This window comes from Pseudomonas sp. GW821-FHT05D12 (assembly GCF_059419825.1).
This window is the reverse complement of the sequence record NZ_JBWKSN010000006.1, coordinates 26,840-47,041: the sequence shown is the minus strand read 5'-3', so window position 1 is coordinate 47,041 and position 20,202 is coordinate 26,840. Positions and strand designations below refer to the sequence as shown.

The following is a 20,202-nucleotide window of genomic DNA, read 5'->3' as shown; positions in this document are numbered from 1 at the left end:
GCTATCGATGGCAAGCCAGCGCCTACATTGCGATGCGTTCTCCTGCAGGTGTCGGCTTGCCGCCAATAGCGATCCAAAGCCCCCCTATTGAGACTGGATAATGCTCAACCGCTCGCCCACCACCATCTCGGTAATCCAGTCCACCAGGATCGAGGTGTAGGCCTGCTGGGACACTGGATCGCTAAGGGAGTGATCCGCGCCATCGATGATGCGGTGAGTCAGCGAGTGCGTCTGCTGGCAGGCCGCGCGGTAGCTCATGATGGTCGCATGGGGCACATGGTCGTCGGTTTCCGATTCGACGATCAACACATCCCCGGTAAATTGCGCGCAGGCATGCAGCGCGCGATTGGTCTCAGCGTGGACCAGCGTGCTGCGGTAATCCATCAGGTCGGCCTTGTCCAAATCGCGCTTGGGCTTGAGCCATTCCTGATCGCGATACAGCGCCGGCACACGCAGCGCCAGCCAGCGCACCGGGCGTAACGAGGTCAGAATCGCCGCCAGGTAACCGCCGTAGCTGGTGCCCACCACCGCCACTGCGGAGGTGTCGATGGCCGGGTGCGAGAGCAGCCGGTCATAGGCTGCCAGCAGGTCGCGCAGGTTGTCTTCGCGGGTGACGCGCGACAACGGGATACCGGTGCCGGCATGCCCCCGCAGGTCGAAGGTCAGGCACACGCAGCCGAGGCCGGCGATGCCTTTGGCACGCTCCAGGTCGCGCTCCTGGCTACCGCCCCAGCCGTGCACAAACAACACGCCCGGCACTTTGGATTTGGGGCTCAGGAAGGTGGCGCTCATCTGTTCGTCGTCGATATCGATCGCAATGCTTTCGCTTCTAGCCGTCATAAGATTTAACCGTCACATACTTGAGAAGAAACTCGCTGTTTTCCGCCGGGCCGCGGTACACCTCGATGGCATCGGCCGGCAGCGCCTGCTCCACGTAGGTTTCCACCGAGGACACCCGGATCGCGCGTAGACCGGGGTGGTTGATGAAGCTTTGCAACGCCGCGACTTCCGCGCTGCTGGCCCCGCCCATGCGCCAGGATTGTTCGAGCACGCCACTGCGGCGCTGGCCGTCACTGTCCAGGCCCTGGGCGATGTCGTAGTTGCGCCGCGAGGCATAGAAGCCAGGGTAGGCCTCATCGGCGGCCGCGTCGAAAACCTGTGCTTGTTCGATGGCCTGGCGCACGTCGTCCGGCAGCGCGAGGGCGAGCAGCTTTTCGTAGTCGCCCGGGACCACGATTAAATCGGAACCACCGTAAACCTCTTCGCCGTGTGCGTCTTGTGTCAGGAACTGCTCGCCGCAATAACTGAGCACGTGCTCGCCAATAAAGCTCTGGCCCACGCTGTGGGTGATGACGTCGTGCAAGTCCTGCTCCAGCACCACGCCGCTCTCAAACAGTTGCGCGGCGTTCGGTCGCGCCAGCACCGCATCGAACGCGTCGAGACTGCGGATCACTTCCTGGCCACGCCCGGCGCAGGCATGTACCGGTTTCAAACGGATCGGGCCGCTGTAGAGCAAGCGTGTCGCGGCTTCGCGTGCATCCTTCAGGGCAAATACGCTGAGGCCGTCGAGCACGACGTCGCGTACCCGCTCGCAGAACAATGGCGACCAGCCGGGTGGGGTCACCGCATCCGGGCCCAAAACGCCATGGCTGATGGCTTTGGTGCAGATGAAGTCGTGATCCACATAGCCGCCCCAAAGGTCTTCGGGGCCGTTGACGTTCAGCGCGCGAGCCTGGGCCGCGCCGACCAGGGTTTGCGTGGGCAACAGGTAGAGGGCTCGGTCGGCGTGCTGGTCGGGGTCATAGCTGCCGCCGAACTTCAGCCCGAGGATCTGCGCCAGCCAGCGCGCCAGCGCACGATTGGTTTCCACCTCATGCTGTGGCGCACCCTCCCGCGTGGAGTGGGCAACTACGAGTTTCTTGCGATTCTTCGGGGTCATGCGTCCCCCTTGGCCTTCCCGCCATGTGTGTAGTGGGAAGGTTGCAGGGATCAGGCCAAGGTGCTTTCAAAGAGGATGCGAGTGAAATCAACCGGTTATCGAAAAAGCGATGGCAGTTGGCCTGTTTGATTCTGCACGACGCCGCCTTGATGCTGCGGCGTTCTGCACGATTCACACGCCGAAACGGTTGCGATAATCGCTGGGGGCCAGGCCAGTGATCTTCTTGAAGATGGCCCGAAATGCACTGGGGTCCTGGTAGCCCACGGTCCAGGCGATATGGTCGATGGTGCCGTTGGTGAATTCCAGCATCTGCCGCGCCTTGCCGACGCGCAGGTGCTGGCAGTATTCGGTGGGTTTCAAGCCGGTGGCGGCGCGAAACCGCCGCAGGAAGGTGCGTTCTTCCAGGCCCGCCTCCTGCGCCATCGCCGCCACCGACACGTCCACTGCGCCACTGGCTTGCAGCCAATGCTGAACCTTGAGGATCGCGCTGTCGCCGTGCCCCAGGATCGGCGCAAAGTTGCTGCCGCATTGGCTGGCGCTGTCACTGTGCTCGATCACAAGGAAGCGCGCGGTACCGGCGGCGATGCTCGGGCCCATCAGGCGATCGACCAGGCGCAGGCCCAGTTCGGACCACGCCATCAGCCCGGCAGTGGTGATCAGGTCGCCGTCATCGACGATAGGTTTATCGGCCTCCAGGCGCACCGCCGGATACCGTGTGGCGAAGGCACTGGCGGAGGACCAATGGGTGGTGGCGCTGCGCCCGTCCAACAGGCCGCTGCGCGCCAGCATGATTGAGCCGATGCACACACCGCCGAGCACAGTGCCCACCGCGTGTTGCTGGCGAATCCACTCGAGCAGCGCGGGCGGTGCCTGTTCTTCGCTGAACTCACCGATTGAAGGCGGTACCAGCAGGGCCATCATCGGTTGCTCAGTGCCGGGGTGAGTGTCGAATACCCGCGCAGGCGTGCCATGGGCATCCACCTGCCAGTGGCTGACCCGCAGCAACGGCAGTTGCGCGGATTGATGCTCGGCAGCAATCCGGTTGGCCACCCCGAACAAATCGGTCAGGCCGTGGACAGCCGCCAACTGTGCACCGTGGTAGATCAACACGCCCAGCTCCACAACCGCCATTGTCAGTTTTCCCCCTGTTATTGTCGGTGCAGCCAATCCCGTGCGCCGGCGCCAGCTAACATACTGGCCCCATCAACCCATCACGAGGCAATACCCATGGCCAAGCAAGCGCTCATCCTAATCGATATCCAGAACGACTACTTCCCCCAGGGCAAGTGGCCGCTCGACGGCGTGGAAGCCGCGGCAGACAAGACCGCGCAGGTGCTCCAGGCCTTTCGCCAGGCGGGCGATGCGGTGATTCATGTGCGCCATGAATTTACCTCGGAAGACGCGCCCTTCTTCACCCCGGGCTCCGAGGGTGCTTATTTGCACCCCAAGGTGCTAAATGAGGGCAGCGAGCCGGTGGTGCTCAAGCATTTCGTCAATGCGTTTCGCGAGACCAACCTGCGCGCACTGCTGGAACAACGCAGCATCACGGAGTTGGTGGTGGTCGGCAGCATGAGCCATATGTGCATTGATGCGGTGGTGCGAGCGGCGGCGGACCTGGGCTACAAGGTCACACTGATCCATGACGCCTGCGCCACGCGGGACCTGGAATTCAATGGCAAGGTGATCCCGGCGGCGCAAGTGCATGACACCTACATGGCATCGTTGGCGTTTGGTTATGCCGGCGTGGTGTCGGCACAGGAGTATTTGCAGGCACAAGCGGCGGCCGCGTAACCGCCACTCGTGTGGAGCGCCTCAGCGCGTGGCGATGATGAACAGGCGCGGAAATGGCAGCAACACGGTGCCATCGTCCAGGGCTGGGTAAGCCTGGGTAATTCGTGCCTGATATTCACGTAGGAAGGCGACCTTTTCTTCGTCGGTCAACGGCGCCAGAAACGGCCGCAATGCCGAGGCCTTGAACCACTCCACCACAGCCGCATGGTCGGCCAGTGGATGCAGGTACGTGGTGCGCCAGACGTCCACGGTGCTGTGTTTGCTCAGCAACTCGTAATAGTAGTTCGCGCTGTGCCGCTCATTGTGTTTGACCGTACCGATCCTGGCCGCCCATGGGCCGTCGGCAGCCACCTCGCGGGCCAGCCGGTGGGCAGGTTCGTCGAGGTTGTCCGGTGTCTGCACGGCCAGCGTACCGCCGGGCGTCAGTTGGTTGACCAAATGCGGGTAGAGCGTGGCGTGGTCCGGCAGCCATTGCAGGGAGGCATTGGCCAAGATCACATCGAAAGCCTGTGCAGGGCGCCAGGCACCGATATCCGCCAGTTCGAAGCTCAACGCCGGCAGCCGTTTGCGGGCATCGACCAGCATGTCATCGGAGCTGTCCATGCCCGTGACGTGCGCCTGCGGGAAGCGCTCGGCGAGTACTTCGGTGGAATTGCCGGGGCCGCAGCCCAGGTCAACGGCATTGCGCACCTCAGTATTCGGAATGGCCGCGACCAGGTCACGGACAGGACGAGTGCGCTGCTGTTCGAACATCGTGTACTGCTTGGCTGACCAGGTCATCACGGCTTTCCTTCTTTTTGAGGTTGGCTACAGCCTAATTCTTGTGAGCCATGAGAACAAATGCCAGGATTGGCTACCTCCCATACCTCAAAAGTATTCCTATGCTGGAGCTTCGCCAACTCAAAGCCTTCGTTGCCATTGCCGAAGAAGGCTACATCACCCGCGCGGCGCAACGCCTGGGCATGCAGCAGCCACCGTTGACGCGCTTGCTGCAAAGCCTTGAAGCCGAATTGGACGTGGTGCTGATGGAACGCCTGCCACGCGGCGTGCGGCCGACTCCGGCCGGGTTGGCCCTGCTGGATGAAGCACGCGAGGTGCTGGCGCGCGTCGACGGTGTCGCCGATGTCGTGCGTCGCGCCGCTCGGGGAGAACGCGGGCGCCTGGCCATCGGCTTTACCAGCTCAGCGGCCCTGCACCCGTTTGTGCCGAGTGTGTTGCGGCTGTTTCGGGAAACTTTCGTGGGAGTCTCGGTCGTACTGGAGGAAGCCGGAACCGGCGAACTGCTGGACGCGCTGGCGCATGAGAAACTCGACGCGGCGTTTATCCGCTCACCGCTCAGCGGCACGCAATCATTGCAGGACGAGCCGATCCTGGTGGAGCCGATGTTGCTGGCGCTGCCGACCGATCATCCGTTGGCGATCGACTTTGACATCCCCCTGCCCCTGTCTGCGCTGGCCACCGAGTCTTTCGTGCTCTATCGCCGTCGTGTCGGACTGGGGTTGTATGATGCAATCCTGGTAGCCTGCCGTGAAGCGGGGTTCAGTCCGCAAGTGGTCCAGGAAGCCCCGCGCATGACCGCCACGTTGAGCCTGGTGGCTGCGGGTCTTGGGGTGTCGATTGTGCCCGCCTCCATGCAACGGTTACGAGGTGACGGGATTGTTTATCGCGAGCTTTCGGGGTGTCGAAGCCTAGTAGCGCCGTTGCACCTGGCTACCCGGGAGGGTGATACGTCTTCGGTATTGGAGAGGTTTAGGGAATTGGTGGTCGCGGCTGCTTTTAAGGAGTTTTAGCCCACAACGCAGTGTATTGCCCTTCCCAATCCCTGCACATCGTGCAATCAATAAGATCACTCAAAAAAGGGTGTCGTCCTCGTTCAAAACCTCGAATAAATCCCACTGAAGTATTTTGTTAAAAAGAAATAAACCTGCTTCTCTAAAAACACTAACCGCAGGAAGCCGCTCCTTTTCAACTTCAACTATCAGAGAGAAACTCATATCGCGTGAACTTACGTCATGAACTATAAATTGACCGATGCAGCGCAGCACCATGCTTCCTCCAGGGGAGGCATGTTTAGATGAGTTGCACAAATTCTGGCAAATTAAAAGGCTCCTGCACTCGGCTGCCATTTCGACCTTAAAGTCCTTGAAGCTGCCCGTAGAGCTTATTTGCTTCCTCTTTTTCTGACTGCAGGAGCGCCAAATCCAGTCCAGCGTATGCCAGGCAGCTATTGAGCAGTTGAACGCAGCGAACTCGGCTTCTTTATCTCGCTGGAAAGGTCCGGTAATTGAAGCCTCTTCCCTCTCAAGATTTCGTATCTCCCAGGCCAGCTTCCAAACCATGTCATCTAGAGACCGCGCACCGAATACCCCCCATCCGACATCTTGCTCGATCACTTTCGCTCTACGTTTAGACAAAATCATCCCTCACTATAGGTTGTAAGAAACTATAAAAATTCGACACCGAACACAGCCTTAGTTAAATCCAGACGAAATGGTAGGCCAAATGCAGTCGGGTCGAACAAGGCAGCCCGGGCGATTGCATAGTCATTTGTCGACAACTTCAAGAGGTAACAAATAACAAATGTAGCTCTCTCTACGCCAAAAACTGTAAACAATAAAAAAGCGAAGCCAAATTAATGGCTTCGCTTTTAGTACTTCCGATCTGAAAAGCTGCTCCTCAGAACGGGATATCATCGTCAAAGCTGTCGAAATCCGGCGCAGGCTGCGGCGCGGCCTGTTGTGGCGCTGGACGCGACTCACGCTGTGGCTGCTGGCTTGGCTGCGGACGCGACTGTTGTGGACGCGGTGCCGAGTTGGACATGCCGCCCTGGCCCTGTTGGTCGCCCTGTGGACGGCCGCCCAGCAGTTGCATGGTACCTTGCATGTCGACCACGATTTCGGTGGTGTAACGCTTGATGCCGTCTTTTTCCCACTCGCGGGTCTGCAGCTTGCCTTCGATGTAGACCTGCGAACCTTTGCGCAGGTACTCACCGGCGATCTCGGCGACCTTGCCGAACATCGATACGCGGTGCCATTCGGTTTTCTCGACCTTCTGGCCGGTCTGCTTGTCGGTCCACTGTTCGCTGGTCGCCAGACTCAGGTTGGTCACGGCGTTACCGTTAGGCAAGTAGCGAACCTCGGGATCCTGGCCGCATGTACCGACCAATATGACTTTGTTAACCCCACGGGCCATAACGTTCTCCTAGGCTGGGCGCGCTGTCGGCACTGGGTTGACCAGTTGCTCGAGCGTCGCGCGATCCAATAATTCGGTGTCCAGTTTGATGTAAATGGCCGCCTCTTCAGCGACCACGACTGCATCTGTTACCCCTACGACGGCCTTCAGGCGCTCTACCAGACCGCTTTCACGGATCGCCTCTGGCGACAGCGGCAAACGCAGACTTGTGACGTAGGGAGGTTCGCGCATGGTAACAGCAAAGGCCAGCCAAAGTGCAGCCAGCCCGGCGCATCCGAGGAACACAACCGACAAACCGCCATGCTGGAACATCCAGCCGCCCATGATGCCGCCCAGTGCGGAACCCAGGAACTGGCTGGTGGAATACACCCCCATCGCAGTGCCCTTGCCCCCGGCCGGTGAAACTTTACTGATCAGCGACGGCAGCGAAGCCTCCAGCAGGTTGAACGCGGTGAAGAACACCACCGTGCCGATTACCAGCGCCCGCAGGCTGTCGCCGAACTGCCAGAAGAATAGCTCAGTGAGCATCAGCGTCGTGACGGCGCCGAGCAAAACTCGTTTCATTTTGCGTTTCTTCTCGCCGTAGATGATGAACGGGATCATGGCGAAGAACGAAACCAGCAGCGCTGTCAGGTAGACCCACCAGTGCTGCTCCTTGGGCAGACCGGCTTTTTCCACCAGTGCGAGAGGCAAGGCGACGAAGCTGCACATCAGCATCGCGTGCAATACGAAGATACCTAAATCCAGGCGCAACAGGTCCGGGTGCTTGAGCGTCGGTAACAACGCCTTGCGCGCGACACCCGATTCACGGTGCTGCAGGGTGCCGGTGGAGCGCGGCACCATAAAGGCCACGATCACGATACCGAACAACGCCATGCCGCCAGTGGCCAGGAACAGCCCGTGCAAACCGAAGGCACGCGTGAGCAAGGGGCCGACCACCATCGCCACGGCGAAGGACAGACCGATGGTCATGCCGATCATGGCCATGGCCTTGGTGCGGTGTTGCTCGCGGGTCAGGTCCGACAACAGCGCCATGACAGCGGCGGAAATTGCCCCGGCGCCTTGCAGGATTCGTCCGGCGATCACGCCCCAGATCGAATCGGACTGGGCCGCGAGCACACTGCCGAGGGCGAACACGATCAGCCCCAGGTAAATCACCGGACGACGGCCGATGCGGTCGGAAATGATCCCGAAAGGAATCTGGAAAATTGCCTGGGTCAGCCCATAGGCGCCAATCGCCAGGCCGATCAATGCGGGGGTCGCGCCTGCGAGGTCCATCCCATAGGTCGCCAGCACCGGCAACACCATGAACATGCCAAGCATACGGAAGGCGAACACCAGGGCCAGACCGCTTGCTGCTCGGGTCTCGCCGCTACTCATGCGTTCGCTGTGGGGATCGTGCATGGAAAAACCTCGTGTGAACCGGCGGCGATTCTACCAGTCCCATCGATTGAGAGGGTATATGCGGCGGTTTGCCGCGCAGCTTTCATGTAAGGCTGCAAGCGGCCTTTTGACAGTGTATATTCATCCAGTCTTTAGCCGTATACTCCGGCATTATTTACGCCCGCCGTGCGAGGCCATCTTGGACAAGATCCTGATTCGTGGGGCTAGAACCCACAACCTGAAGAACATCGACCTGACCCTGCCCCGGGACAAACTGATCGTCATCACCGGCCTGTCCGGCTCCGGCAAATCGTCCCTGGCGTTCGACACGCTGTATGCCGAAGGCCAGCGCCGCTATGTGGAGTCGCTGTCGGCCTACGCCCGCCAGTTCCTGTCGATGATGGAAAAGCCAGACGTCGACACCATTGAAGGCCTGTCGCCGGCGATCTCCATCGAACAGAAGTCGACCTCCCATAACCCACGTTCCACCGTGGGCACCATTACCGAGATCTACGACTACCTGCGCCTGCTCTACGCGCGAGTAGGTATTCCACGCTGCCCGGACCACGACATTCCGCTGGAGGCCCAGACCGTCAGCCAGATGGTCGACCTGGTGCTGGCGCAGCCGGAAGGCGCGAAGCTGATGCTGCTGGCACCAGTGATTCGCGAGCGCAAGGGTGAACACCTTTCGGTCTTCGAAGAGCTGCGTGCGCAAGGTTTTGTACGCGCGCGCATCAATGGCAAGCTCTATGAGCTGGACGAAGCGCCCAAGCTCGACAAGCAGAAGAAGCACTCGATCGATGTGGTGGTCGACCGCTTCAAAGTGCGCGCCGACCTGCAGCAGCGTTTGGCGGAGTCGTTCGAGACCGCGCTGAAGCTGGCCGATGGCATCGCCCTGGTCGCGCCGATGGACGACGAGCCAGGCGAAGAGATCATCTTCTCCGCGCGCTTCGCCTGCCCAATCTGTGGCCACGCCATCAGCGAGCTGGAACCCAAGCTGTTTTCCTTCAACAACCCGGCCGGCGCCTGCCCGACCTGTGATGGCCTGGGTGTGAAGCAATTCTTCGACATCAAGCGCCTGGTGAATGGCGAACTGACGCTGGCGGAGGGGGCGATACGCGGCTGGGACAGGCGCAACGTCTATTACTTCCAGATGCTCGGGTCGTTGGCCTCCCACTATAAGTTCAGTCTTGAAGTGCCCTTCAACCAACTGCCGGCCGACCAGCAGAAGGTCATTCTCAACGGCAGTGGTTCGCAGAACGTCGACTTCAAGTACCTGAACGACCGTGGCGACATCGTCAAGCGTTCGCACCCGTTCGAAGGCATCGTGCCGAACCTGGAACGCCGTTACCGCGAGACCGAGTCGGCAAGCGTGCGCGAGGAGCTGGCGAAATTCCTCAGCACCCAGCCGTGCCCGGATTGCCGTGGCACGCGCCTGCGTCGTGAGGCCCGGCATGTTTGGGTCGGCGAGAAGACCCTGCCGGCGGTGACCAACCTGCCAATCGGCGATGCCTGTGAATACTTTGGTGTACTGAAGCTGACCGGACGCCGCGGGGAAATTGCCGACAAGATCCTCAAGGAAATCCGCGAGCGCCTGCAGTTCCTGGTTAACGTGGGCCTGGACTACCTGTCGCTGGATCGCAGCGCCGATACCTTGTCCGGCGGCGAGGCCCAGCGGATTCGACTGGCCAGCCAGATCGGTGCAGGCCTCGTGGGCGTGCTGTATATCCTTGATGAACCGTCGATTGGCCTGCATCAGCGCGACAACGACCGCCTCCTGGGTACGCTGAAACACCTGCGGGATATCGGCAACACGGTGATCGTGGTCGAGCACGATGAAGACGCGATCCGCCTGGCGGATTATGTCGTCGACATTGGCCCGGGTGCGGGTGTGCATGGCGGGCATATCGTCGCTGAGGGCACACCTGCTGAAGTCATGGCCCACCCGGACTCGCTGACCGGCAAATACTTGTCTGGCCGCGTGAAGATTGAAGTGCCGGCCAAGCGCACACCGCGCAACAAGAAGCTCGCGCTGCACCTCAAGGGAGCGCGTGGCAACAACCTGCGCAACGTGGACCTGGAAATCCCCTTGGGCCTGTTGACCTGCGTGACCGGCGTGTCCGGCTCGGGCAAGTCGACGCTGATCAACAACACGCTGTTCCCGCTGAGTGCCACCGCCCTGAATGGCGCGACTACGCTGGAAGCTGCGGCGCACGACAGCATCAAGGGCCTGGAACACCTGGACAAGGTGGTCGATATCGACCAGAGCCCGATTGGCCGTACACCGCGCTCCAATCCGGCAACCTATACCGGGCTGTTCACGCCGATTCGCGAGCTGTTCGCCGGTGTACCGGAGTCCCGCTCGCGGGGCTACGGGCCCGGCCGGTTCTCGTTCAACGTCAAGGGTGGGCGCTGCGAGGCCTGCCAGGGCGATGGCTTGATCAAGGTCGAGATGCACTTCCTGCCGGACATCTACGTGCCATGCGATGTGTGCAAGAGCAAGCGCTATAACCGCGAAACCCTGGAGATCAAATACAAGGGCAAGAGCATCCACGAAACCCTCGAGATGACCATCGAGGAAGCCCGGGTGTTCTTCGACGCCGTCCCGGCGTTGGCGCGCAAGCTGCAAACATTGATGGATGTGGGCCTGTCGTATATCAAGCTGGGGCAATCGGCGACCACCCTGTCCGGCGGTGAAGCGCAGCGGGTGAAGTTGTCGCGCGAGCTGTCCAAGCGCGATACAGGCAAGACCCTGTATATCCTCGATGAGCCAACCACCGGCCTGCACTTCGCGGATATTCAGCAACTGCTGGACGTGCTGCACCGCTTGCGGGACCACGGCAACACCGTGGTAGTGATCGAGCACAACCTGGATGTGATCAAGACTGCCGACTGGCTGGTAGACCTGGGACCGGAAGGCGGCTCGAAGGGCGGTCAGATCATTGCAGTGGGGACACCGGAGCAGGTCTCCGAGATGCCACAGTCCCACACCGGTTACTACTTGAAACCGCTGCTGGCGCGCGATCGGGCCTGACCTTCCCGGGCCCAATAAAAAGCCCCTGTCACTTCAAGATGACAGGGGCCTTTTTGTAGCCGGAAATCAGAACTGCGATTGCAGGTAGTTCTCCAGGCCGATCAGCTTGATCAGGCCCAGCTGTTTTTCCAGCCAGTAGGTGTGATCTTCTTCGGTATCGTTCAACTGCACCCGCAGGATTTCCCGGGTGACGTAGTCGTTGTGCTGCTCGCAAAGCTCGATGCCTTTGCAGAGGGCGGCACGAACCTTGTACTCAAGGCGAAGATCGGCAGCGAGCATGTCAGGCACCGTGGTGCCCACATCCAGATCGTCGGGCCGCATACGTGGCGTGCCTTCGAGCATCAGGATACGGCGCATCAGAGCGTCGGCGTGCTGTGCCTCTTCTTCCATTTCGTGGTTGATACGCTCGTAGAGCTCGGTAAAGCCCCAGTCTTCGTACATACGCGAGTGGATGAAATATTGGTCACGAGCTGCCAGTTCGCCCGTCAGCAACGTGTTGAGGTAATCGATTACGTCGGGGTGACCTTGCATCGCCCTACATCTCCCTGCTTGAAAGCCTGTAGTTTGAACCATGCTGACCTATAGGTCACGGGATCAACGGCAGAAAAGTGAAGATTTCCGGAGAAAAGTAGCTGAAATAACGCAAAAACCGCCCAAATGAGGGCGGTTCTGCTTATCGTTTAGAGTTAGTTAAGCGATACACCCAGTGCCTTTGCGATTGCTTCTCCATAAGCAGGGTCTGCCTTGTAGAAGTGCTGCAATTGACGCTGAACCACATCACTGGAAACCCCGGACATTGCACCGGCGATGTTACTGGTGAGCAATGCTTTCTGCTCATCATTCATCAGCCGGAACAGCGCACCTGCATGGCTGTAGTAATCGGTGTCTTCGCGGTGATCGTAGCGATCCGCGGCACCGCTCAGCGCCAGGGCAGGCTCAGCGTACTGCGGCGCTTGCTTCGGTGCGTCACTGTAGCTGTTAGGCTCATAGTTGGGCGCCGCACCACCGTTGCTGCCGAATGCCATCGAGCCGTCACGCTGGTAGCTATTCACCGGGCTACGCGGGGCATTCACCGGCAGTTGCTGGTGATTCGTGCCGACGCGGTAGCGGTGTGCATCTGCGTACGCGAACACACGCCCCTGCAGCATGCGGTCTGGCGACAAGCCAACACCCGGCACCATGTTGTTCGGACCGAACGCAGCTTGTTCCACTTCGGCAAAATAGTTCTGCGGATTGCGATTAAGCTCCAGCTCACCCACTTCGATCAGCGGAAACTCCTTCTGCGACCAGGTCTTGGTCACGTCGAAAGGGTTCTCATAGTGAGCGTTTGCCTGGGCTTCAGTCATGATCTGGATGCAGACGCGCCATTTCGGGAAATCACCGCGCTCGATTGCACCGAACAAGTCGCGCTGGGCGTAATCAGGATCGGTACCGGCCAGGCGTGCAGCCTCGGCAGGCGCCAGGTTCTTGATGCCTTGCTTGGTCTTGTAGTGCCACTTCACCCAGTGACGCTCGCCCTTGGCGTTGATCAGGCTGTAGGTATGGCTGCCGAAGCCGTGCATGTGACGGTAGCCATCGGGGATGCCACGGTCCGAAAACAGGATGGTGACCTGGTGCAACGCCTCAGGGGAGTGCGACCAGAAGTCCCACATCATCTGCGCGCTTTTCAAGTTGCTTTGCGGCAGACGTTTCTGGGTGTGGATGAAGTCAGGGAACTTCAATGGATCACGAATGAAGAATACCGGCGTGTTGTTACCCACGATGTCCCAGTTGCCTTCTTCGGTGTAGAACTTCAGGGCGAAACCACGCGGATCGCGCTCGGTGTCAGCCGAACCACGCTCGCCGCCTACCGTGGAAAACCGCAGGAAGGTTGGGGTTTGCTTGCCAATAGACTCGAACAGTTTGGCACTGGTGTATTGAGTAATGTCTTTTGTCACGGTGAATGTACCGTAAGCACCCGAGCCTTTGGCGTGTACGCGACGCTCAGGGATGTTCTCACGGTTGAAATGGGCAAGCTTCTCGATCAGGTGAAAGTCGTCAAGAAGCAGCGGGCCACGAGGGCCGGCGGAACGGGAATTCTGGTTATCCGCAACGGGCGCGCCACTGGCAGTAGTAAGGATTTTGTTCTGGCTCATGCTCAATTTTCCTCAGGTCGGACTTGGAACTGCCGGCTATCGGCTTGGAGGAAGTATCGATCATCAACATGACGTCTACAAATTCATTAAATTGCAGACATCAATAGAGAAAAACTACCGGCAATCCCTTCATTCATAGTGCCAATCTTGACCTGACGAAAGCTTGTACACGTGGCGCTTTTATTACGCGCACAAAAAACCGGGCACTAGGCCCGGTTCTTCGTTACAGCTTGTCGTCTTACTCGGCGCTTACAGCTTCGCCAGCAGTAGCACGATCAACCAACTCGACGTACGCCATAGGCGCGTTGTCGCCAGCGCGGAAACCGCACTTGAGGATGCGCAGGTAGCCACCCTCACGGGTAGCGTAACGCTTGCCCAGGTCGTTGAAGAGCTTACCAACGATAGCTTTCGAACGAGTACGGTCGAAAGCCAGACGGCGGTTAGCCAGGCTGTCTGTCTTGGCCAAAGTAATCAGCGGCTCAGCAACGCGACGCAGTTCTTTAGCTTTCGGCAGTGTAGTTTTGATCAGCTCGTGCTCGAACAGCGACACCGCCATGTTTTGGAACATGGCCTTGCGGTGCGAGCTGGTACGGCTCAGGTGACGACCACTTTTACGATGACGCATGGTTCATTCCTTACCAAACTCACGTTCGGTGATTACGACGATCAGGCAGTCGCCTTGTCGTCCTTCTTAAGACTTGCAGGCGGCCAGTTGTCGAGGCGCATGCCGAGGGACAGACCGCGGGAGGCCAGAACGTCCTTGATTTCAGTCAAGGATTTCTTGCCCAGGTTCGGAGTCTTCAACAGTTCTACTTCGGTACGCTGAATCAGGTCGCCGATGTAGTAAATGTTTTCCGCCTTAAGGCAGTTAGCCGAACGTACAGTCAGTTCCAGATCGTCAACCGGGCGAAGCAGGATCGGATCGATCTCGTCTTCCTGCTCGATTACCACTGGTTCGCTGTCACCTTTGAGGTCGACGAACGCAGCCAACTGCTGTTGCAGAATGGTTGCAGCGCGGCGGATAGCCTCTTCAGGATCCAGAGTACCGTTGGTTTCCAGATCAATAACCAGCTTGTCCAGGTTAGTACGCTGTTCGACACGGGCGTTTTCCACCACGTATGCGATACGGCGAACCGGGCTGAACGAAGAGTCAAGCTGCAAGCGACCAATGCTGCGGCTTTCGTCTTCATCGCTCTGACGCGAGTCGGCCGGTTCATAACCACGACCACGAGCTACGGTGAGCTTCATGTTCAGGGCGCCGTTAGACGCCAGGTTAGCGATTACGTGATCGGGGTTAACGATCTCGACATCATGATCCAGCTGAATATCGGCAGCGGTAACCACCCCCGAACCCTTCTTCGACAAGGTCAGCGTAACTTCGTCACGGCCGTGCAGCTTGATAGCCAGACCTTTAAGGTTCAACAGGATTTCAATTACGTCTTCCTGTACACCTTCGATGGCGCTGTACTCGTGGAGCACACCGTCAATCTCGGCCTCGACTACTGCACAGCCGGGCATTGAGGACAACAGGATGCGGCGCAGCGCGTTGCCCAGGGTGTGGCCAAAACCACGCTCGAGAGGCTCGAGAGTGATCTTGGCGCGGGTTGGACTGACAACCTGCACATCAATGTGGCGGGGTGTCAGGAACTCATTTACCGAAATCTGCATGGATGCACCTATTTTCTAGCCCTTACTTGGAGTAGAGCTCGACAATCAGGCTTTCGTTGATGTCGGCGGACAGATCACTGCGAGCAGGAACGTTCTTGAAAACGCCCGACTTCTTCTCAGTGTCTACTTCTACCCATTCTACGCGGCCACGTTGGGCACACAGATCGAGAGCTTGGACAATGCGAAGTTGGTTTTTTGCTTTCTCGCGAACTGCGACCACGTCACCAGCACGAACCTGGTAGGACGGAACGTTTACGGTCTGACCGTTAACGCTGATCGACTTGTGCGATACCAGCTGACGGGATTCGGCACGAGTCGAACCAAAGCCCATACGGTATACAACGTTGTCCAGACGGCATTCGAGCAGTTGCAGCAGGTTTTCACCGGTTGCACCTTTCTTGCCAGCAGCTTCTTTGTAGTAGCCGCTGAACTGACGCTCGAGAACGCCGTAGATACGACGGACCTTCTGCTTTTCACGCAGTTGGGTGCCGTAATCGGACTGGCGACCGCGGCGTTGGCCGTGGATACCAGGTGCTGCTTCAATGTTGCACTTCGATTCGATCGCGCGCACGCCGCTCTTCAGGAAGAGATCGGTGCCTTCGCGACGAGCGAGTTTGCATTTTGGACCAATGTAACGAGCCATTCTTTACAATCTCCTGGATTACACGCGGCGCTTCTTCGGCGGACGGCACCCGTTGTGCGGGATTGGCGTCACGTCGGTGATGCTGGCGATCTTATAGCCACAGCCGTTCAAAGCACGGACAGCAGACTCACGACCTGGACCTGGACCTTTGACGTTAACGTCGAGGTTTTTCAGGCCGTATTCCAGCGCAGCTTGACCAGCACGTTCAGCAGCTACTTGAGCAGCAAACGGGGTGGACTTGCGGGAACCGCGGAAACCCGAACCACCGGAGGTAGCCCAAGAAAGCGCGTTACCTTGACGGTCGGTGATGGTCACGATGGTGTTGTTAAAAGAAGCATGGATGTGGGCGATGCCATCAACCACTGTCTTTTTAACTTTTTTACGAGGACGAGCAGCAGGTTTTGCCATGATAATTTTCCTGTCGATTCGCTGGGGCGATTACTTGCGGATCGGCTTACGCGGACCTTTACGGGTACGCGCGTTAGTCTTGGTACGCTGACCGCGTACTGGAAGACCACGACGATGACGCAGACCGCGATAGCAACCGAGGTCCATCAAACGCTTGATTTTCATGTTGATTTCGCGACGCAGGTCACCTTCAGTGGTGAACTTCGCCACTTCGCCACGCAGCTGTTCAATCTGCTCGTCGCTCAGATCCTTGATCTTAGCGGCTGGGTTTACCCCAGCAACTGCGCAAATTTTCTGCGCAGTAGTGCGACCAACACCATAGATGTAGGTCAGCGAGATAACAGTGTGCTTGTTATCTGGAATGTTAACGCCTGCAATACGGGCCATTCAGTGGGACTCCAATTGACAGCTACCTACGCCCCGGAAGCCAAGAAATAGGGCGCGAGATAATATCGCTGTAATAACAAATAATCAACCCGGCAGCGCACTAGCTGCCGGGCTTCAAGCGGATCACACTCAGCCTTGGCGCTGTTTGTGACGCGGTTCCGCGCTGCAAATTACTCGAACAACACCTTCGCGGCGAATAATCTTGCAGTTACGGCACAGCTTTTTCACCGATGCACGAACTTTCATCACCAACTCCTCGAACCTTATGGGGTACTCAGCGCAACATGCCGCTGCCGTAGCCCTTCAGGTTGGCTTTCTTCATCAGGGATTCGTACTGGTGCGAAACGAGGTGCGATTGTACTTGGGACATGAAGTCCATCACAACCACGACCACGATCAGCAACGAGGTCCCGCCAAGGTAGAACGGAACGTTTGCTGCAACCACCAGGAACTGGGGCAACAAGCACACGGCCGTCATATATAGAGCACCGAACAGGGTCAAACGAGTCAGAACGCCATCAATGTAGCGTGCAGACTGCTCACCTGGACGAATACCCGGAATAAAGGCACCGGACTTCTTCAGGTTTTCCGCTACGTCTTTCGGATTGAACATCAACGCCGTATAGAAGAAGCAGAAGAAAATAATCCCTGCACTAAACAGCAGAATATTCAACGGCTGACCAGGAGCGATCGACTGAGAGAGGTCCTGCAGCCAGCCCATATTTTCAGACTGACCAAACCAGGTACCCAACGAAGCCGGAAACAGCAAAATGCTGCTCGCGAAAATTGCCGGAATAACACCGGCCATATTCACTTTCAGCGGCAAGTGGCTGGTCTGCGCAGCAAAAACCTTACGGCCCTGCTGACGCTTGGCGTAGTGAACAGCAATACGACGCTGGCCACGCTCAATGAACACCACAAAACCGATAATCGCTACTGCCAGCAAACCGATGGCAACCAGGGCGAAAATATTGATATCACCCTGACGCGCAGACTCGAAAGACTGCCCGATTGCTCTCGGAAGACCGGCGACGATACCTGCGAAAATCAACATCGAGATACCGTTGCCAACACCACGCTCAGTAATCTGCTCACCCAGCCACATCATGAACATCGCACCAGCCACAAAAGTGGATACCGCGACGAAATGGAAGCCAAAGTCACCAGTGAACGCAACACCCTGCCCGGCCAGGCCAACGGACATGCCGATAGCTTGAACCAGGGCGAGGATGACAGTGCCGTAGCGGGTGTACTGGCTAATCTTGCGACGGCCAGCTTCACCTTCCTTCTTCAACTGCTCCAGCTGCGGGCTGACGGCGGTCATCAGTTGCATGATGATCGATGCCGAAATGTACGGCATGATCCCCAGTGCAAAGATGCTCATCCGTTCCAGCGCGCCGCCGGAAAACATGTTGAACAAGCTAAGAATGGTCCCCTCATTCTGTCGAAACAGGTCTGCGAGTCGGTCCGGGTTGATACCTGGAACCGGGATGTGTGCGCCTATTCGGTAGACGATAATCGCCAGGAACAGAAAACGCAGACGAGCCCAAAGTTCAGACATACCGCCTTTGCCGAGCGCTGAGAGAGCACCTTGCTTAGCCATTTATTCCTCGAACTTGCCGCCAGCTGCTTCGATAGCCGAACGCGCACCTTTGGTGGCGCCGATTCCCTTGCCGATAGTGACAGCGCGAGTCACTTCACCGGACAGCATGATTTTCACACGCTGTACGTTGACGTTGATCACGTTGGCATCTTTCAGGGTCTGCACAGTAACGATGTCGCCTTCCACTTTGGCCAGCTCGGACAGACGCACTTCTGCGCGATCCATGGCTTTCAGGGAAACGAAACCGAACTTAGGCAGGCGACGATGCAGCGGCTGTTGACCGCCTTCAAAGCCTGGAGCAATGGTGCCACCGGAGCGGGAGGTTTGACCTTTGTGGCCACGGCCACCAGTCTTACCCAAACCGCTACCGATACCACGGCCCGGACGATGCTTTTCGCGACGGGAACCCGGCGCTGGACTCAGATCATTGAGTTTCATCGATTAACCCTCTACACGCAGCATGTAGTAAGCCTTGTTGATCATCCCGCGATTCTCGGGAGTATCCTGGACTTCTACAGTGTGACCGATGCGACGCAGACCCAGACCTTTAACGCACAGTTTGTGGTTAGGGATGCGGCCGGTCATGCTTTTGATCAGCGTTACTTTAACGGTAGCCATGATCAGAAGATCTCCTGGACGCTTTTGCCACGCTTGGCGGCAATGGATTCAGGGGATTGCATAGCTTTCAAACCTTTGAAAGTGGCGTGAACCACGTTTACCGGGTTAGTCGAGCCGTAGCACTTGGCCAGAACGTTCTGAACGCCAGCAACTTCGAGGACAGCACGCATAGCGCCGCCAGCGATGATACCGGTACCTTCAGAAGCAGGCTGCATGTACACCTTCGAAGCGCCATGAGCGGACTTCATTGCGTACTGCAGCGTGGTGCCGTTCAGATCAACTTGGATCATGTTACGGCGAGCAGCTTCCATTGCCTTCTGGATCGCAGCAGGCACTTCACGCGACTTGCCACGGCCGAAGCCAACGCGCCCTTTACCATCACCCACCACGGTCAACGCGGTGAAAGTGAAGATACGGCCGCCTTTAACGGTTTTGGCTACGCGGTTAACTTGAACCAGCTTCTCAATGTAGCCTTCGTCGCGCTTTTGGTCGTTATTTGACATAACTTAGAACTCCAGCCCAGCTTCACGAGCAGCATCAGCCAGCGCTTTAACGCGGCCGTGGTACTTGAAGCCAGAGCGGTCGAAAGCCACTTGCGAGACGCCAGCGGCCTTAGCACGCGTAGCGACCAGCTGGCCAACCTTTGTGGCCGCGTCGATGTTGCCAGTGGCACCATCACGCAGTTCTTTATCCAAAGTCGAGGCGCTTGCCAGGACTTTGTTGCCGTCGGCCGAGATGACCTGGGCGTAGATGTGCTGCGACGAGCGGAACACGCAGAGACGCACGACTTCGAGTTCGTGCATTTTCAGGCGTGCTTTGCGAGCGCGACGCAGTCGAGTAACTTTTTTGTCGGTCATTTGCTATGCCCTACTTCTTCTTGGCTTCTTTACGACGGACGACTTCGTCCGCGTAGCGCACACCTTTGCCTTTGTACGGCTCTGGTGGACGGAAGTCGCGGATCTCAGCAGCCACTTGACCTACCAGCTGCTTATCGATGCCCTTGATCAGGATATCGGTCTGGCTAGGAGTCTCAGCGGTGATGCCTTCCGGCAGTTCGTAATCCACTGGGTGCGAGAAGCCAAGGGCCAGGTTCAAAACCGTGCCTTTTGCTTGCGCTTTGTAACCAACACCGACCAGCTGGAGCTTACGCTCGAAGCCTTGGCTTACGCCTTGGACCATGTTGTTTACCAACGCACGCGTGGTACCGGCCATTGCGCGAGTTTGTTGATCGCCATTGCGAGCAGCGAAACGCAGCTCACCAGCTTCTTCAACGATCTCAACGGACGAATGGATGTTCAGTTCAAGAGTACCCTTGGCACCCTTCACCGAAAGCTGTTGGCCTGCGAATTTGACTTCGACACCGGCTGGCAGCTTAACGGGGTTCTTAGCGACGCGAGACAT

At 58.2% G+C, this 20,202-nt stretch carries 24 protein-coding genes; 3 read left to right on the top strand and 21 right to left on the bottom strand.

What is annotated here, in order from left to right; genetic code table 11:
• Positions 1-84: 84 nt before the first annotated feature.
• From AC07SI_RS12760 to AC07SI_RS12750, 3 genes are all read right to left on the bottom strand, one after another.
• Positions 85-840, bottom strand: coding sequence for an alpha/beta hydrolase family protein (locus tag AC07SI_RS12760; protein WP_016969461.1), 756 nt, complete (start codon positions 838-840; stop codon positions 85-87).
• Positions 830-1,939 (bottom strand): DUF3182 family protein, encoded by a 1,110-nt coding sequence (locus AC07SI_RS12755; protein ID WP_495005813.1) that lies wholly within the window; start codon positions 1,937-1,939, stop codon positions 830-832. Before AC07SI_RS12755 ends, AC07SI_RS12760 begins: the two co-directional genes overlap by 11 nt.
• A gap of 171 nt (positions 1,940-2,110) precedes the next feature.
• Positions 2,111-3,070, bottom strand: coding sequence for a GlxA family transcriptional regulator (locus AC07SI_RS12750; RefSeq protein ID WP_495005812.1), 960 nt, complete (start codon positions 3,068-3,070; stop codon positions 2,111-2,113).
• Between the two features lie 96 nt (positions 3,071-3,166).
• Here AC07SI_RS12750 and AC07SI_RS12745 point away from each other — a divergent pair, with 96 nt between their 5' ends.
• Entirely contained in the window at positions 3,167-3,730 is a 564-nt protein-coding gene (locus tag AC07SI_RS12745) for a cysteine hydrolase family protein (protein ID WP_495005811.1), read from the top strand.
• Positions 3,731-3,751: 21 nt separating this feature from the next.
• On the opposite strand, the gene tam is transcribed toward AC07SI_RS12745, so the two are convergent.
• On the bottom strand, positions 3,752-4,510 hold the full coding sequence (gene tam, locus AC07SI_RS12740) for a trans-aconitate 2-methyltransferase (protein WP_495005810.1): 759 nt from the start codon (positions 4,508-4,510) through the stop codon (positions 3,752-3,754).
• A 101-nt stretch (positions 4,511-4,611) separates the two neighbouring features.
• Here tam and AC07SI_RS12735 point away from each other — a divergent pair, with 101 nt between their 5' ends.
• Positions 4,612-5,520, top strand: coding sequence for a LysR family transcriptional regulator (locus AC07SI_RS12735; protein WP_495005809.1), 909 nt, complete (start codon positions 4,612-4,614; stop codon positions 5,518-5,520).
• 60 nt (positions 5,521-5,580) lie between these two features.
• Here AC07SI_RS12735 and AC07SI_RS12730 read toward each other — a convergent pair whose 3' ends face one another.
• The 3 genes from AC07SI_RS12730 to AC07SI_RS12720 all read right to left on the bottom strand — a co-directional run bounded on the left by AC07SI_RS12730 (position 5,581) and on the right by AC07SI_RS12720 (position 8,326).
• Positions 5,581-6,123: a hypothetical protein gene (locus tag AC07SI_RS12730; protein WP_495005808.1), complete on the bottom strand. Its 543-nt coding sequence runs from the start codon at positions 6,121-6,123 to the stop codon at positions 5,581-5,583.
• A gap of 283 nt (positions 6,124-6,406) precedes the next feature.
• Positions 6,407-6,922 carry a single-stranded DNA-binding protein gene (locus tag AC07SI_RS12725; RefSeq protein WP_003232445.1) on the bottom strand — a complete coding sequence of 172 codons (516 nt, stop codon included), beginning with the start codon at positions 6,920-6,922 and terminating at the stop codon, positions 6,407-6,409.
• Between the two features lie 9 nt (positions 6,923-6,931).
• Positions 6,932-8,326, bottom strand: coding sequence for an MFS transporter (locus tag AC07SI_RS12720; protein WP_065909934.1), 1,395 nt, complete (start codon positions 8,324-8,326; stop codon positions 6,932-6,934).
• A 178-nt stretch (positions 8,327-8,504) separates the two neighbouring features.
• On the opposite strand from AC07SI_RS12720, the gene uvrA reads away from it, so the two are divergent.
• On the top strand, positions 8,505-11,339 hold the full coding sequence (gene uvrA / locus AC07SI_RS12715) for an excinuclease ABC subunit UvrA (protein WP_106802493.1): 2,835 nt from the start codon (positions 8,505-8,507) through the stop codon (positions 11,337-11,339).
• A 66-nt stretch (positions 11,340-11,405) separates the two neighbouring features.
• Here the strand turns inward: uvrA and bfr are convergent, their stop codons facing one another.
• From bfr to rplF, 14 genes are all read right to left on the bottom strand, one after another.
• A complete protein-coding gene (gene bfr, locus AC07SI_RS12710) occupies positions 11,406-11,870 on the bottom strand; it encodes a bacterioferritin (RefSeq protein ID WP_003176400.1) in 465 nt (154 codons plus the stop codon).
• Between the two features lie 155 nt (positions 11,871-12,025).
• Positions 12,026-13,474 (bottom strand): catalase, encoded by a 1,449-nt coding sequence (locus tag AC07SI_RS12705; RefSeq protein WP_495005807.1) that lies wholly within the window; start codon positions 13,472-13,474, stop codon positions 12,026-12,028.
• A gap of 238 nt (positions 13,475-13,712) precedes the next feature.
• Positions 13,713-14,099: a 50S ribosomal protein L17 gene (gene rplQ / locus AC07SI_RS12700; protein ID WP_003176402.1), complete on the bottom strand. Its 387-nt coding sequence runs from the start codon at positions 14,097-14,099 to the stop codon at positions 13,713-13,715.
• 41 nt (positions 14,100-14,140) lie between these two features.
• On the bottom strand, positions 14,141-15,142 hold the full coding sequence (locus tag AC07SI_RS12695; RefSeq protein WP_003176403.1) for a DNA-directed RNA polymerase subunit alpha: 1,002 nt from the start codon (positions 15,140-15,142) through the stop codon (positions 14,141-14,143).
• A gap of 22 nt (positions 15,143-15,164) precedes the next feature.
• Positions 15,165-15,785 (bottom strand): 30S ribosomal protein S4, encoded by a 621-nt coding sequence (gene rpsD, locus AC07SI_RS12690; protein WP_003176404.1) that lies wholly within the window; start codon positions 15,783-15,785, stop codon positions 15,165-15,167.
• 18 nt (positions 15,786-15,803) lie between these two features.
• On the bottom strand, positions 15,804-16,193 hold the full coding sequence (gene rpsK / locus AC07SI_RS12685; RefSeq protein ID WP_002555466.1) for a 30S ribosomal protein S11: 390 nt from the start codon (positions 16,191-16,193) through the stop codon (positions 15,804-15,806).
• A gap of 30 nt (positions 16,194-16,223) precedes the next feature.
• Positions 16,224-16,580 carry a 30S ribosomal protein S13 gene (gene rpsM / locus AC07SI_RS12680; RefSeq protein WP_003194635.1) on the bottom strand — a complete coding sequence of 119 codons (357 nt, stop codon included), beginning with the start codon at positions 16,578-16,580 and terminating at the stop codon, positions 16,224-16,226.
• A gap of 129 nt (positions 16,581-16,709) precedes the next feature.
• Complete coding sequence (rpmJ, locus tag AC07SI_RS12675) at positions 16,710-16,826, bottom strand: 50S ribosomal protein L36 (protein WP_002555468.1); 117 nt, start codon at positions 16,824-16,826, stop codon at positions 16,710-16,712.
• Positions 16,827-16,854: 28 nt separating this feature from the next.
• Positions 16,855-18,183 (bottom strand): preprotein translocase subunit SecY, encoded by a 1,329-nt coding sequence (gene secY, locus AC07SI_RS12670; RefSeq protein ID WP_003176406.1) that lies wholly within the window; start codon positions 18,181-18,183, stop codon positions 16,855-16,857.
• On the bottom strand, positions 18,184-18,621 hold the full coding sequence (gene rplO / locus AC07SI_RS12665) for a 50S ribosomal protein L15 (RefSeq protein WP_003176407.1): 438 nt from the start codon (positions 18,619-18,621) through the stop codon (positions 18,184-18,186). It abuts the gene before it with no gap.
• A gap of 3 nt (positions 18,622-18,624) precedes the next feature.
• A complete protein-coding gene (rpmD, locus tag AC07SI_RS12660) occupies positions 18,625-18,801 on the bottom strand; it encodes a 50S ribosomal protein L30 (protein ID WP_003176408.1) in 177 nt (58 codons plus the stop codon).
• Positions 18,802-18,803: 2 nt separating this feature from the next.
• Positions 18,804-19,304, bottom strand: a complete 501-nt coding sequence (rpsE, locus tag AC07SI_RS12655) for a 30S ribosomal protein S5 (protein ID WP_010566852.1) — start codon at positions 19,302-19,304, stop codon at positions 18,804-18,806.
• A 3-nt stretch (positions 19,305-19,307) separates the two neighbouring features.
• Positions 19,308-19,658 carry a 50S ribosomal protein L18 gene (rplR, locus tag AC07SI_RS12650; protein ID WP_003186037.1) on the bottom strand — a complete coding sequence of 117 codons (351 nt, stop codon included), beginning with the start codon at positions 19,656-19,658 and terminating at the stop codon, positions 19,308-19,310.
• A gap of 10 nt (positions 19,659-19,668) precedes the next feature.
• The gene (gene rplF / locus AC07SI_RS12645; protein ID WP_003176412.1) at positions 19,669-20,202 is read right to left on the bottom strand and encodes a 50S ribosomal protein L6; all 534 of its coding nucleotides are present in this window, start codon (positions 20,200-20,202) and stop codon (positions 19,669-19,671) included.

Bases quoted from the DNA above. Each gene is read 5' to 3' on its own strand.
- rpmJ (WP_002555468.1), bottom strand. From the start codon at position 16,826: ATGAAAGTTCGTGCATCGGTGAAAAAGCTGTGCCGTAACTGCAAGATT.
- secY (WP_003176406.1), bottom strand. From the start codon at position 18,183: ATGGCTAAGCAAGGTGCTCTCTCAGCGCTCGGCAAAGGCGGTATGTCT.
- rpsE (WP_010566852.1), bottom strand. From the start codon at position 19,304: ATGTCAAATAACGACCAAAAGCGCGACGAAGGCTACATTGAGAAGCTG.
- rplF (WP_003176412.1), bottom strand. From the start codon at position 20,202: ATGTCTCGCGTCGCTAAGAACCCCGTTAAGCTGCCAGCCGGTGTCGAA.
- rpsK (WP_002555466.1), bottom strand. From the start codon at position 16,193: ATGGCAAAACCTGCTGCTCGTCCTCGTAAAAAAGTTAAAAAGACAGTG.
- AC07SI_RS12745 (WP_495005811.1), top strand. From the start codon at position 3,167: ATGGCCAAGCAAGCGCTCATCCTAATCGATATCCAGAACGACTACTTC.
- tam (WP_495005810.1), bottom strand. From the start codon at position 4,510: ATGACCTGGTCAGCCAAGCAGTACACGATGTTCGAACAGCAGCGCACT.
- AC07SI_RS12695 (WP_003176403.1), bottom strand. From the start codon at position 15,142: ATGCAGATTTCGGTAAATGAGTTCCTGACACCCCGCCACATTGATGTG.
- rpsM (WP_003194635.1), bottom strand. From the start codon at position 16,580: ATGGCCCGTATTGCAGGCGTTAACATTCCAGATAACAAGCACACTGTT.
- rplR (WP_003186037.1), bottom strand. From the start codon at position 19,658: ATGACCGACAAAAAAGTTACTCGACTGCGTCGCGCTCGCAAAGCACGC.
- rpmD (WP_003176408.1), bottom strand. From the start codon at position 18,801: ATGGCTACCGTTAAAGTAACGCTGATCAAAAGCATGACCGGCCGCATC.
- AC07SI_RS12760 (WP_016969461.1), bottom strand. From the start codon at position 840: ATGACGGCTAGAAGCGAAAGCATTGCGATCGATATCGACGACGAACAG.
- AC07SI_RS12705 (WP_495005807.1), bottom strand. From the start codon at position 13,474: ATGAGCCAGAACAAAATCCTTACTACTGCCAGTGGCGCGCCCGTTGCG.
- rplQ (WP_003176402.1), bottom strand. From the start codon at position 14,099: ATGCGTCATCGTAAAAGTGGTCGTCACCTGAGCCGTACCAGCTCGCAC.
- AC07SI_RS12735 (WP_495005809.1), top strand. From the start codon at position 4,612: ATGCTGGAGCTTCGCCAACTCAAAGCCTTCGTTGCCATTGCCGAAGAA.
- AC07SI_RS12755 (WP_495005813.1), bottom strand. From the start codon at position 1,939: ATGACCCCGAAGAATCGCAAGAAACTCGTAGTTGCCCACTCCACGCGG.
- rpsD (WP_003176404.1), bottom strand. From the start codon at position 15,785: ATGGCTCGTTACATTGGTCCAAAATGCAAACTCGCTCGTCGCGAAGGC.
- AC07SI_RS12725 (WP_003232445.1), bottom strand. From the start codon at position 6,922: ATGGCCCGTGGGGTTAACAAAGTCATATTGGTCGGTACATGCGGCCAG.
- rplO (WP_003176407.1), bottom strand. From the start codon at position 18,621: ATGAAACTCAATGATCTGAGTCCAGCGCCGGGTTCCCGTCGCGAAAAG.
- AC07SI_RS12720 (WP_065909934.1), bottom strand. From the start codon at position 8,326: ATGCACGATCCCCACAGCGAACGCATGAGTAGCGGCGAGACCCGAGCA.
- bfr (WP_003176400.1), bottom strand. From the start codon at position 11,870: ATGCAAGGTCACCCCGACGTAATCGATTACCTCAACACGTTGCTGACG.
- AC07SI_RS12750 (WP_495005812.1), bottom strand. From the start codon at position 3,070: ATGGCGGTTGTGGAGCTGGGCGTGTTGATCTACCACGGTGCACAGTTG.